This is a genomic window from Gemmata obscuriglobus (assembly GCF_008065095.1).
GTDB classification, from domain to species: domain Bacteria; phylum Planctomycetota; class Planctomycetia; order Gemmatales; family Gemmataceae; genus Gemmata; species Gemmata obscuriglobus.
In genome coordinates this window covers 1,502,971-1,516,521 of sequence record NZ_CP042911.1, presented here as the reverse complement: position 1 = coordinate 1,516,521, position 13,551 = coordinate 1,502,971, and the positions used below count along the sequence as shown (strand labels likewise).

Annotated in this window: 5 protein-coding genes; all 5 read right to left on the bottom strand. The window is 71.7% G+C overall.

Annotation, left to right across the window (positions count from 1 at the left end; translation table 11 throughout):
* Positions 1-39: 39 nt before the first annotated feature.
* Complete coding sequence (locus GobsT_RS06355; RefSeq protein ID WP_029600649.1) at positions 40-1,365, bottom strand: DUF1800 domain-containing protein; 1,326 nt, start codon at positions 1,363-1,365, stop codon at positions 40-42.
* Between the two features lie 3 nt (positions 1,366-1,368).
* Entirely contained in the window at positions 1,369-4,176 is a 2,808-nt protein-coding gene (locus GobsT_RS06350; RefSeq protein WP_010034300.1) for a sigma-70 family RNA polymerase sigma factor, read from the bottom strand.
* Positions 4,177-4,346: 170 nt separating this feature from the next.
* Positions 4,347-7,187 carry a sigma-70 family RNA polymerase sigma factor gene (locus tag GobsT_RS06345; RefSeq protein ID WP_010034307.1) on the bottom strand — a complete coding sequence of 947 codons (2,841 nt, stop codon included), beginning with the start codon at positions 7,185-7,187 and terminating at the stop codon, positions 4,347-4,349.
* A gap of 122 nt (positions 7,188-7,309) precedes the next feature.
* Positions 7,310-10,186 carry a sigma-70 family RNA polymerase sigma factor gene (locus GobsT_RS06340; protein WP_162097337.1) on the bottom strand — a complete coding sequence of 959 codons (2,877 nt, stop codon included), beginning with the start codon at positions 10,184-10,186 and terminating at the stop codon, positions 7,310-7,312.
* Between the two features lie 234 nt (positions 10,187-10,420).
* Positions 10,421-13,318: a sigma-70 family RNA polymerase sigma factor gene (locus tag GobsT_RS06335; RefSeq protein WP_010034310.1), complete on the bottom strand. Its 2,898-nt coding sequence runs from the start codon at positions 13,316-13,318 to the stop codon at positions 10,421-10,423.
* Between the last annotated feature and the right edge of the window lie 233 nt (positions 13,319-13,551).

The following is a 13,551-nucleotide window of genomic DNA, read 5'->3' as shown; positions in this document are numbered from 1 at the left end:
CCGCGGGCCGAACCGTCGGCCCCGGTCGAGAGACGCACTTCAGCCCAGTTGGGCTTCCGGCGACGACAGAAGAGCGATGACCAGCTTCGGCGGGGCGAGCTTGCCCAGCCGCGCGCGCATCTCGGCCGACGGGTCGGTGCCGAACAGCAGGCGGTGGTGGAACGTCAGCACGTCGTCGAACCCGCGGGCCTTCGCGCCGGCGGCGGGGTCGTAGGGCTCGCTCCGCCCGCTATGCGGCCCGGTCACGAGCGCGGCGGCGTAGTTCGACCGGGCGATCAGGCTGCGGGCGTGGACCCACTTCCGACCGACCGGCCACCCGCCCACGTTCGGCGGGTCGAACACGTCCTGCCCCATGCGCGCGGACCAGTCGGCCATCGCCAGCGTACTCGGGGGCGGGTCGAACAGCTCCAGCGCCCGGGCCGCGCCGACGACGAACTCGACCGGCATCAGCACCCGCGTTCGGATGTTCGCTTCAGCGGAGAAGAGCCGCGACCTCAGTACCGTCTCGACCGCCCAGCCGACATCTAGCTCGCGCTCGCGCAGCCCCGCGGCGAGCTGCTTCGCGGCGTCCGTCGGGACGCCCCCCTCGCCGAAGAACTGGCGAACGAGCTTTGCGACGATGCGGTCCGCGACCGCCGGGTGCTTCAGCAACAGGTTCACGAGGGCCGCGCCGTCGAACTCCGCGGTGCGCCCCAGGACGGTCTTCACGCCACCGTCGTGCCGCTCCGGGACCTCGACGAACCGGCCCTCGTCCACGCTCCAGCCGGTGAGCGCACGGGCGGCCTCCTTGACGTCCGCCTCGGAGTAGTTCCCGACGCCGAGCGTGAACAGTTCCAGCAGCTCGCGCCCGAGGTTCTCGTTCGCGTGCCCCTTGCGGTTCGTCGGTGCGTCGAGGTACAGCAGCAGGGCCGGCTCGCGGACGGCCGCGTTCAGCAGCGCCGCGAACGGGCCGGCCGCGTGCTGACGCAGGGCCTCGTTCTGCCGCCGCATCAGCCCCGCGTCCGCCACCTTGCTGTTCGCCGTGGCGAAGTGGTCGTGCCACAGCAGGGTGAGCTTCTCGCGGAGCGGGTGCGGTCCGAAGAGGAAGCGGTAGAACCACCCCGCCTTCAGCCGCCCGATGTCGCCCTGTGACTCGGCCGCGTCGAACAGCAGCCGGGCCGTGTGGTCGTAGTCGGCCGCGGGCCGAGCGTTCGCGGTGCCGTCGAGCAGCCGGCGGACGGCCTTCTCGGGGCCGTCCTTCAGGTCGCGCTGCAACTCGCCCCAGGTCCCGGCGAACGCAGCCCGGCGGTGCAGGTGGACCACCCGCGCCAGGTCCCACGGGTGCTTGCCGTCGGGCACATAGGGTGCCCAAGGGTTCTCTGACATAGGTCACTCCCCGTCGGATTTTTTGCCCAGGTCGCCCAGGTCTTTCTGCTCGCCGCTTTTCACCGCGAACGGGTGGTAGGCGTTCGCCTTCTTCGGGGCCGGGCGGGGCCACCGGAGTTCGTAGCTCACCCCGGCGATCAGGTTCGTGGCGACGAACTTGCCGTCCTTGTCGGTCGTCGCCTGGGGGTGCAACTCGGTCGCCTTCCACCCGAACCCGTCGCTCAGCGTGTACCGGATTTCGACCGGCACGTTCGCCAGTGGTTTGCCGTCGTCGCTCAGCAGTCGCCCCGTCGCCGTCGCGGTCGGTTGCAGCCGGATCTCCGTCGCCCCCTTTGCCGCGGGCGTCGTGGTCGCCCGCACGCCGAGCCGCTTCTCGGCGTGCAGCACCAGCACCTCTCGCGGGCGCTTGGCGTTCACACGCTCGAACGCCACGTCGGCGGTGTCGACCCGGCCGACCTCGAACGGGCTGAAGTTCGTCCGCTGCGTCACTTTCGCCCCGGCCAGTGGGTTGCCGTCCGGGTCCGCGATCCGGGCCTTCACTGTCGTCCCCGGGTCGACCGTCACGGCGTACTCTTTCACCGGCTTGCCCTCGGCGACCGTCACCACGGCGATGGCGTTCCAGTTGGAAGCGATCTCCACGGGCGCGGAGTCGGTGAGCGTGCGCGGGGTCGTGTCCTTCAGATCCCCCTGCCAGTCGAACTGGTCGGCGGTGAGGTAGCGGCCGTACGTCCGGACGAACACGTACCCCTCGCCCGGCACGGCTAACACCCGGAACTTGCCGTCCTTGTCGGTGCCGTACCACGTCGCGTCGTCGAACCCGCGGGGGGAGTATCCGGGGGTCTCCGGGGTGTCCCCCGGTCGGTAACTGATCACCCCCTCCACGGGCTTGCCCGTCGCTCGGTCGGTCACGGTTCCGCACACCCACACCCCGCGGTACAGTTCGACGTTCGCCGTCACCGGCTGGTCGTTCGCCGACCGCCCGGCTTTGAACACCCGCAGGTGGTACGGGATGTCGAGCGGCGGGACGGCGAGCAACTCTTGCTCGCCGGTCGGCAGCCCGTCCAGCGTGTACTTGCCGTCCGCGCCGGTGACGGCCTGTGTCGCGTCTAGCCAGCCCAGCCGCCGGCGGACGACTACACCCGGCACCGGTTTCCCGGTCGCCGCGTCCGTCACGACGCCGACGAAAGGTTGGCTCGGCTCGACGGTGTAGTCGAACTTCGCCCCGTAGTACGTCCGCGGGGTGTATTGCGACTCCAACTGGTCCCGCGGCGACCGGATCGTGGTCATGGCCCGCGTCACGGCGTCGAACTCGCTCGTGGCGATGCCCGCTCCGGACACCCGGAGCGTGACCAGCCGGTCGCGGCCGAGGCCGGTGATCGTGAACCGCCCGTCCTTGTCCGTCTTCACCGCGTTGATCCCCGCGAGCGGGCCGTCCTGGAGTCGCAAGGACTGCGGGAAGAAGGTATTGAACCCGCTCCCCGCCTGCGCCGTGCTCCGCCGCGCGGCCGCCTCCCAGGCGTCGAGTGTCGAACCGTCGGTGCGGTACAGGGTGACCGGCCGGACGGTGGCCCCGACGACCGGCTTGCCCTGGAGATCGATGACGCGGCCGTCGAGGTTCACGTCGCCCTTCACCAGCGTGAGCGAACAGCGGAGCGCGGTGCCGTCGCCGGGCACTTCGGTCGTGTAATCAAAGCCGGGGCCGAACCCGTCCTTCGTCGCCGCGATCATCGCCCAGACGCGCCCGCCGTTCGCCCTCCGGGTGATGACGAACTGGCCGCCCTCGTCGGTCGTGGCGACGTGCTCCGGGGCCGGGCGGTTCGCTGCGATCAGATCCCCGGCCTCGCCCACCCACACTTTCGCCCCCGCCACCGGCTTGCCGTCCGGCCCCGTCACGGTCCCCTTGATCCTCCGCACCGGCTGCTGCGGTGATACAGGGGCCAATGCTCTCGCCGGCGGCTCGCCGCGCGTCCCGGCGGGTGTGTGCGGGCCGGCCGCGACCGGCACCGACGCGACCCCGAACCCGAGCGCCGCGGCCCCGACCGCCGCCAGTATCGCCAACTTTGTCCGCGCGAGTGTTCCGGTCACGGCAACCCCCTGTGCGAGTGCGGCCGCGGCGGGAGACGGCGAACCGTTCGCCGCGGCCATCACGGACTTGGTCAGTCGCGGCGGGGACGCCCCCGCCGAGGAGGTCGTGGTCAGCAGCAGGGCCACGCCGAGCGCGCACCCGCGGGCGGTGAGCGCGTCGGCCAGCTTCTTCCGACCGCGTTCGAGTTGGCTCTTGAGCGTCGCGACCGGCACCCCCAGGCGGGTCGCGGCCTCGTCCCGCGTCAGCCCTTCCAGGTAGCACAGGATCAGCGGCTCGCGGTACCGCGGCGGCAGCCGCTCCAGCTCCTCGTCCAGCGCCGCCAGCAGTTCCGGACCGGTCCGGGCGTCCGCCGGCGGCACCGCTTCGGTCACCGCCGCGGCCGCCTCGCGCCGGGTCCGGCGCGCGGCCGCGACGCGGGCGTTCCGGGCGACCTTGCGGGCGGTGGCGTACAGCCAGTTGGCCACCGACGCCTGCCAGCGGATCGCTCCGGCCCTCTTCGACAGGACCAGGAACACCGCCTGGCACGCGTCCTCGGCGTCCGCCGGCGAGTGGAGCACCCGCTTGCACACGCCGAACACCATGCCCGCGTGCCGCTCCGCCACCGCCGCGAACGCCGCCTGGTCGCCGGCCTCCGCGAACCGCCGCAGCAACTCCTTGTCGCTGGCCGGTGCGTCGCGTTCCGCCGACCGCGCCGCCTTCAGCAGCGCCGCCCCTTGCTTCGCCATGACACGCCCCTCGAACCGACCTCACCCGTGTCATGTGCGCCGGGCCGCGGTCGGCCGCAGCGCGCACTCCGGTTTCCCCACCGCGGCTCCGGCGCCGCTCACCGCACCGGGCCGCACCGCGGTGTCGCCGCAGTTCGCTGCGCGCACTCGGAAGGTCGTTTCGCGTAGGGTTATCGCAATACTTCCAGCGTGCGGTCGCCGAACGCGTTCGTCTCGCCGGGCTTCAGGGTGACCGGGCCGAGCTTCGGCTTGCCGCCGAAGTACTGCTCGCCCTTGCGAATCTGGAGGTAGAACGCCATCCCGGGCACGACTGCCGGCAGGGTGAAGCCCCCCTTCGCGTCGGTCACCGTTTGCGGCCGCTCCTTCACGGCGAAGCGGTACAGTTCGGAGAACACCCTCTGCCGGGCGTTCACGGTGACCTCGGCCCCGGCCAGGGCCACCCCGTCGGCGTCGACGAACCGCCCGGTCACGGTGCCCGCCGCCGCCAGTTTCACCACGACCGGCTCCTTCTCGTCGCCGCGGATCGTCGCCACCGCCCCGAGGTTCTTTGCCGGGTGGTACACGGCGATCGTCCGCGGCTTGTCCGGGCTCAGGGCGTAGATCGTGGCGCTGGATTCGGGCAGCTTGTAGGTGATCGGCCACGACGCCGTCACTCCCGCGACGAACGCCCCGGTCAGCGGCTTGCCGTCGGCGTCCTGCACCTCAATGCGCCCCGTCCGCCCGCGGTCGACCGTCACCTCAACGTCCGTCTCACCGGTCTCCTTCAGGTCGACCACTCGCACCGCGTGTTCAGTGCCGAGGAACTCGACGGAACCGCCCGCGGCCGTCACCATCCAGGTGTCATCGTCCGGGTCGTAGCGGAACAGTTCCTTGTGCGCCGGGTCGGGTTCGGCCCCGCGGTACGGGTTCAGGTGCGCGCCGTTGAACGTCTCGTCGCCGAATACCTGCACCATCAGCAGCGACTGGCCCGGAATCGTGGTCAGGCGGAACTTGCCGTCCTTGTCGGTCGAGCGCATCGTTTTGTCAGAGCGGTAGGAGTCGGAACCCGGCCCCTTACCGAAGAACGCGTTCCCCGGCAGCGGGGCGAGCCGCACGCCCGCCCGCACGCCCTTGCCCGTCTGCTTGTCGATCACCCGCCCGGTGACGACCACGCCCCGCGCCAGCTTGATGTCGAGGGCGACGGGCGCGAACCCGTCGGTGTCCGCGGCCGTCCCGGACGAGCTCATGTACCCGCCCCCGCCCGGCATTTGGACGTGGACCCCGTACCCCTTCGGGCGCTTGGCCACGCCGACCAGCTTGTACTTGCCGTCCGCCCCGGTCACGGCCGCCAGCGCGTCCCCGAAGCCCGTCGGGGTGCTGACCGCGGCCCCGGCCACGGGCTTGCCGGTGGCGGCGTCGAGGACGGTGCCTTCGATCGTCTTGCCGCGCTCGGCCACGAGCGTCGGGTCCGGCCCGTTCAGCCCGCGGAAGTGGTTCAGCTCGCGGAGATCCTGGTGCTCCTTCCGGAGCAGCACGTCGTTGTAGGGCTTGGGGTCGAATCCGGAGCGGGTGATGACCATCGGGTTCTGCCGCGCCGTCCCGCCGCCCTCGACGACCAGGTGGACGATGCGCTCGCCGCCGAGCCCGCTCAGCGTGAACCGCCCGTCGGCGTCGGTCGTGGCGGCCCCGGTGATCGCTGTGGGCGGAACGTACACCCGCTTTGTCGGGGACGACATGGCCTCGTGCAGGCTCGCCTTCCAGCCCGTGAGGTAGTCGTCGAGCTTCTCGTTCAGCGGGACGTACACGCCCACCGCCGTGACGCTGACGCCGGGGGCGGGTTTGCCCTCCGTGGTGATGACGCGGCCGCGGATCGGCACGTCCGGTACCAGCCGGAGCGTGACCTCTCCGGCCGGGCTTTCGACCCAGTCAATGCCCGCCCCCGGCGCCTGGGCGATCAGGTAGTCGTAGGGGGACTTGTCAGTCAGGGTGGCGTGGAACTGGCCCGCGGCGTCCGTCCGTGCGACCTCGGTCATGACGATGTCGGACGGCGACGTGAGGCGCGGCCCTTTCAGTGCCGGGCGGAAGATCTTGGCGCCTGCGACCGGCTTCCCGTCGACGCCGAGAACTGTGCCCCGGACCGTTCGCTCGCCGGCCTTGGCCGGCGGCGCGTCCGCCTTCGTCGCCGATTTCTCCGCCTTATCGGTCTGCTTTTGCGGGTCGGGGTTCGTGCCCGCCGCGAGCGCGAGCCCGAGCCCCGCCGCGGCCGCTGCTACAGCCAGCAGCCCCCTGAGTTTCCAACTGGTCACGGCAACCTCCCTCGCGAGAGCGGCCACGGCGTCCGGCGGCGAACCGCGGACCGCGGCCAGCACGGATTCGGTCAGTCGCGGCGGGGACGCCCCCGCCGGGGAGGTGGCGGCGACGGCCAGCAGTCCGGCGCCCAGCCCGATGCCCCTCTTGCCGAGGGCGTCGGCGAGCCGCTTGCGCCCGCGGTCCAGGCGGCTCTTGAGCGTGGCCGGCGGCACACCCAGGCGGGCCGCCGCCTCGTCCCGCGCCAGCCCCTCAAGGTGGCACAGCACGAGCGGCTCGCGGTAGATCGGCGGCAGCCGGTCCAGTTCGGCGTCGAGCGCGGCGAACGCCTCCCGCCCGGTCATCTGGTCGAGGGCGGAGGGCACGTCCGGCGGGGCCGGGCGCGCCTCACGCCGGACCCGCCGGCGCGCCGCGCGGTTGGCCCGCGCCGCGATCCGGCGGGCCGTGCCGTACAGCCAGTTGGCGACCGACGCCTGCCACTTGACCGTACCGGCTTTCTGGGCCAGGATCAGGAACGTGGCCTGGCAGGCGTCCTCCGCGTCCTGCACCGTCGGCAGCACCCGCCGGCCCACGCCCAGGACCATCCCGGTGTGCCGGGCGACGAGCGCCGCGAACGCCGCGTCGTCGCCCGCGGTGAAGCGGTCCAGCAGCTCTCGATCCGTCTCGGTGGCGCGCCGCGCCGCCATCAGAACTGCCGGGGCCGCCCGCCCCCCGCGCGTCGCCATGTGTGCTCCTCCGGCCGTCGCAGAACCTCCGCGAAGGTCATCCCCGCCGGGCGGGAAACGGACGCAAGCATAAAGGCGGGGCGCGCGAATCGCCTCACAGTCCGCGTCGCGCCGCGCCGCTCTCATTCCGGTTTCACCACGTCGCCGATATCGCTCACCGCACCGGGCCGCACCACGGTGCCGCCGGGGGCGGCCCGCGACTCGGTCCTCACGGGCTTGTTCTTCTCCGTGAAGAAGACGATGTACCCCGCCGGCCCACTCGGCAGTTCGAGTGTAAACGTGCCCGCCGCATCAGTCGTCGCGGTAGTCCCGCGTGCGATCGTGCCGAAGGCCATGTGCTCGATCTGATTCTTGACGTAAACGTGCGCCGTTGCCCCGACCACTGGCTTCCCGTCGGCGTCCAGCAGCCGACCACTCACGCCGCCCCACGGCTGCAACTTCGCCACTGGTTTTTTCTCGGTTCCGTTCAACTTCAGCACGGCGGACAGCTTCTTCGCGGAGTCCGCGAACAGCAGCGTCCGCGGGTGCTCGGGCTCGAGGGCCAGGGCCGTGAACGAGCCGTCTGCCAGCTTCTGCGGGGTGTCGTAGCAAGCGCTCAGTTCGTACGCCGTCACGCCGGCTGCGGGCTCCCCGTCCGGCCCGACCACCGTGCCCGATACCGTCAGCCCCCGGTCGAACGTGAGCGTCACCTCGACCGACGGCTCGGTCTCCTTCGGATCGATGAGCTTGTACGCCGACTGGCTGTGCAGGGTGACGAGGTGCCGGTCGGCGGCAAGGAACGTCGGCCCCAGGACATCGAGGCTGGACAAGTTCGCGCGCGGTAAGTCCTCCTTCGCTACCCGCAGCTGGGTGTACGGGATGCGGAGCGTCCGCCCTCGCGTCTCTCCCTGCGCGAACAGGATGCCGGTGCCCGGCAGCGCGTCCAATTGGAACCGACCGTCGGCGTCGGTGATGTGGGACCCGCCGCTCTCAACGTACCGCTCGAATTTGTTGGCGGTGAAGAACGTGTTGCCCGACAGCGGCGTGTACCGGACGGCAGCCCCGCGCACCGGCTCGCCGGTCGCCTTCTCCACCACCCGCCCTTTCACCACCACGCCGCGGACGAGTTTTACGTCCGCCCGGATCTCGGTCAGCCCCGCCTTACCGGTCGCGGTCGTACTGGCCGCGAGATACGACCGTCCCGGTGAGGGCAACACGACCACCTCGACCGCCCCCGCCTTTGCCACGCCCGTCAGGCGGAACGCGCCCTTCGCGTCTGTTCTCGTCATCGCGCCGTTCTCGCACCAGCGCGGCCCCCGGACGTTTCCGTTCACCTGCACGCCGGCGAGCGGCTCGCCCGTCGCGGCGTCGGTGACGGTGCCGACGACCGGCTGCGACGGCTTCGCCGTGTGGGTGAACGACGGGCCGTACAGTTCCGGCCCCGGCGTGTACGCCCCGCCGGGCATGGTCGCGGGCGTCGGCTGGCTCACGGTTTTCGGGTCGAACGCCGGGTCGGTCACCACCCGGCACCCCACGGTCTCGATCGCGCTCTCCTCGAATCTCAGCGACACGAGGCGGTCGCGGCCGATGCCGCGGAACTCGAACGTTCCGTCCGCGCCGGTGGTCGTGACATGCGGGAGTCCGGCCGAGACCGGTGCGATCAGCTCCTTCTTCTCAGCGTGCCGCATGGCGAGCTCCGGCCCGCGGGGCCACGCCTCCCACACTTTCTTCAAGTAATCGGGGGGCGCGACGGAGAGCGACCTCACCTGGACCTTCGTCCCGGCTACGGGCTTGCCCTGGAGGTCGGTCACCCGCCCCTTCACCGGCACGTCGGCCACCAACTTCAGGGTGATCGCCGCGGCGGTGAGGTCGCGGACCCAGACCCAGTCCGGGCCGAACCCGGCCTTCGCCGCAACCACCTGCCGGAAGTCCGGTCGGCCGGGCGCCGGGTCGAGGGTCGCGGCGAACGCGCCGTTCGCGTCCGTCGTTGTCAACTCGACGGCGGTCGGGGAGTCCCACCCGCCGGGGGCCATCGTCCGAATGACCGCCCCTGCGACCGGCTTGCCGTCCGGCCCGACCACCGTGCCCTTGACGCTGATCCTGGCCGCATCAGACTTCGGTGGGGCCGCGGGCGGCGCCTTGCTCGCCGCCGGCTTTTCGTCCGCGCTCGCGGTCGACCGGCCCCACCCGAGCGCGAAGGGGGTGCCGAGTAGCCCGAGGATCAGGGCCGCGGACAGAGCCGCGTATTTCAGAACGGCTGTCATGCGGAACGCTCCGTGGGTCAGTGCGACGACGCCCGCGCCCGCGTGCCCGCCGGCCGCCCGCACCGTCGCGTTAACCAGACCTTGCGACGGGAACGTTCCCGCCGCCCGAGAGCCCCCCACCAGCACCGCTAGTAGCCCGGCCGACAGCACGACGCCGCGCCGCTTCAGCCGCCGTTCGAGCAGCACGCGCCCGCGCTCGAGCTGCCCGCGGATCGCCCCGACCGTCGTCCCGAGTTGCTCCGCCGCCTCGTCGCGGGTCAGCCCCTGGACGCTGCACAGCAGCAGCGGCAACCGGTACTTGTCGGCCAGGGCGTTCAGCTCCTCGTGCAGCACGGCGGCGGCCTCGCGCCAGCTCAGGTCCGGCCCCTCGGCCGCCGTGCGGGCGCGGGTCGCGGCCTCGCCCTCGCGCACCCGCCGGCGGTGCGCGTCGGCCCGGCACCGCACCGCGATCCGGTGCGCGACCCCGAACAGCCAGCCCCCGAGCGGGGCCGCGCCGTCCAGTTTCTTCGCCTTCTTGAGCAGAACGAGGAACGTGGCCTGGAACGCGTCGTCGGCGTCGGCCGGGTCCACCAGCACCTGCCGGCACGCCGCGAGCACCGTCTTGCCGTGCCGGGCGACGAGTGCGCGGAACGCGTCCTCGTCCCGGTCCGCCACGAACGCGGCGAGCAGTTCGTGGTCGCTCTGCGCGGGTTCGGCCGGCGGGCGGGCCGACTGTCGCAGCGTGGACGCGATCACGGCGAGTGCGGGTCGGGGCACGGCGGTCACCTCGGCGGGTGGGAAACTCCACCCACACTGCCGCGGCGCGGGCCGCGCGGCGCGCGGAATTTTCGAGCGAGCCGGAGGGCCGGTCGGAGAGGCCGGCAACGAGCCCGCCGGACCGGGCGGCCGTTCGCCGCTTCGCGCCGCTCGCCTTCGTGCGCCTCCGGCCGCGTCCCCCGAGGCGGCACCGCATCTTCACTCACGCGACGCGCGGCGCCGAGTTCTTTTCAGCTAATCCCCTCGGTTCCGCGGCTCGCCCAGCGGCAGGTCGCCGAGCTTCCGCACCTCGCCGTGACCCGTCACCGAGTAGCGCGGCCGCTTATCGAACATCGGGCCGTACAGCGTCGTCCCCCGCGCGAAGAACAGGCCGAACTCCTGGCCGGGGAACACCCGGTCGAAGCGGAACTCGCCGTTCGCCGCGGTCGTCACGCCGTTCGCCTTCTCCATCGCTTGCGTCGCCACTTCCACCTCACGCCGGGCGTACATGAGCTGAACGACCAGCCCCGCCACCGGCTTCCCGGTCCCGTCGAGGACGCGCCCCGTCACGCTCCCGCCTGCGCCCAGTTTCACGGCGGCGTTCGTGTCGTCCGATTTCACGCTCCCGGTGCCCAGCAACATCCGCGTCGGGTGGAACACGGCCAGGAACCGCTCCTCACCCCGCCCCACGTTCGCCACGCTCAGCGTGTCCGTGCCGGGGAACTCGACGGGTGAATCGAACTCGATGTGCGTCACGCCGGCCGCGCTGCACCCGACCACCGGCTTCCCGTCGGCGTCGATCACCTTCACGCCCAGCTTCGTCGCGGGTTCCAGTTCCGCGTCCGCCCTCACTTCGGTGTCGGTCGCCTTGGCATCGATCACCCGGCACCAGTTCCCCTGTACGAAGCCGCGCCCGCCGCGGTACTCGTCGAACAAGAGCCCCCCCCCTTCACGGTGGAAGTGTGCGGGGTACTTCGGGTCCGGTACGGGCGGCTTGAAGTCCCCGCGCTCCTCTCGGTCGGGCGCGGCCGTCAGCAGAACCGGGCCGGGGATCGTGACGACCCGGAACCGCCCGGCCGCGTCGGTCCGGTACAGGTCGGAGAAAGATCCCGCCGCATCCATGAAGCGCGGGTACTTCTCCACGAACGGGTTGTTCGCGAGGACGTCGACGTACATGTGGGAGACGACCGGCTGGCCCGTCGCCTTGTTCCGCACCGTGCCCGCCACCACCACGCCCCTCGCGCACTTCAGGTCGATGGTGACGGGTTCGTACCCCGGGGTGTCCGCCGCGTACTCCTGGCGCGGGAGCAGTCCGGCGGCCGGGTCGGGCGGGCACTCCACCATGTACCCTTTGTGCTTCTTCGCGCCGCGGATCTCGTACTTCCCGTTCGCGTCCGTCACTGCGGCGTTGTGGGCACCGTTCCCGTCGTGCGCCCCCGCGGCGGCCTGCCCGGTGCGGGTGAACGTCACCCGCACCCCGGCCCGGGGCTTGCCGTCCGGACCGGTCACGGTGCCGCGGATGACCTTTTCGGGCTCGACGACGACCACCGGGTCCGGCCCGCTCAGCCACCAGTGACCACCGAACTCTTTGTACTTGTGGCTCCGCGCGGTCTTGTTGAACGGGGCGGGGTCGAACCCGTCGCGGTTCAGCGTGATCACGTCCGTGTCGGCGACGCCCGGCCCGCGGACTCGCAGGTGGATCAGGTGCCCGGCACCGAGCCCGTTGAGGGTGAACCGCCCGTCGGCGTCGGTCGTTACGACGTGCGGCGACCGGCCGTCGGGGTTGCTACCCTCCCGGTACCCGTCCGAGTACCACAGCGCGCGGTCGCCGTCCGGCGGGACGCCGCGGAGGAACAGTTCCTCCGCCCACTTCTTCATGTGCGCGTCGGCCGAGGCGTCCGAGTCGAACGCCGAGAAGCTGCTGGCCACGACCGACGCCCCGCCCACCGGCGCGCCCTGGGAATCGATCACGCGCCCCTTGACTGGGCGCACCTTCGGCAGCCGCAGCACCACGTCCGCGGTTGGCGTCATCGCGTTCTTGATGTAATCCATGCCGGTCGGTGTGAAGTCCGTGGCATGGCCCTTCGCGCGGGCGACCAGCCACCCGCCGGCGCCCTTCACCTTCAGTGGGACCGTGACGCGGAGCGTGCCGTCCGGCTTCGTCCGCCCCAGGGCGACGGGTTTGTCCCTGAGCCACACCGTGAACACCTCCGCCTGCACCGGCGTGCCGTCGGCCCCCAGGACCGTGACCGCTAACGTGCGCTCGGTCGCCTTCGGTTGGTCGGCGGGCGCCGCCGGCGTGCCGGGCGCCTTGGCCATTCGCTCGGCCGGCGGTTGCGCCACGGGCTCGACCGCCAGTGCAACGAACCCGGCGGTCGCCGCTCCGAGCGCCAGGATCAGCGCGAGCGCCCGCTTGACTGTTCCGTTCACAAGGGCTCCTTGTGCGAGAGCGACCGCGGCCGGGGACGGGTGCCCCGACGATGCGGCCAGTATGGAATCGATCAACGTCGGGGATGTGCGCCCGACTTGCGCGGTCGCCGCGAGCGCGAGGAGCGCGAACCCGTCTGCCACGCCGCGCTTCGTGAGCGCGGCCCCGAGCCGCTTCTTCCCGCGCTCCAGGCGCGTCTTCACGGTCGCGGCCGGCGCGGCGAGGCGCGCCGCGATCTCGTCCCGCGTCAGCCCGTCGAGGAAGGCGAGGACGAGCGGCTCGCGGTAGGTGGCGGGGAGCCGGTCGAGTTCCTCGGCGAGCGCGTCGAGGAGTTCGCGCCCGGTCATCGCGTCGAGCGGGGCGACGGCCTCGGGGACGGCGGCCTTACTTTCGCGCGCCGCCCGCCGGGACGCGGCGGTGCGGGCGTTGTGAGCGAGGTTGCGGGCGGTCGCGTACAGCCAGTTGGCGATCGAGTGGCGCCACCGCCCGGCCCGCGCCTTCCGCAGGAGCACCAGGAACACCGCCTGGCACACGTCCTCGGCGTCCGACCCGGACAGCCCGGCGTGTCGGCACACGCCCATGACGAGCCGCGAGTACCGCTGGATCAGTACGCCGAACGCGGCCTGGTCGCCTTCGCGGGCGTACCGCCGCAGGAGCTCGCAATCCGCGACTTCGTGTGGTGCGTGGTCGAGAGCGCGACGAATTCGTGCGAGCTCCTTTACCATGTCTGCTCTCCGAAGAACGCGGCTCCCGTCTGAATCATTTGCGCCCGACCGGGAACGGCGTCAAAGAAATCGTCTGCAATGAACTTGGGGCCGGCGACCCAATCGCGCGGTGGGCAATTTCCGTCCTGTGCAATAACGTTGTCCGCAGCCGAACATCAGCCGCGGTAAGGCTTGACCGCGGTCCGAGCCGCGAGTCGAGGTCTAAAAGACGGTGTTGTGCGCACAGTGACCAG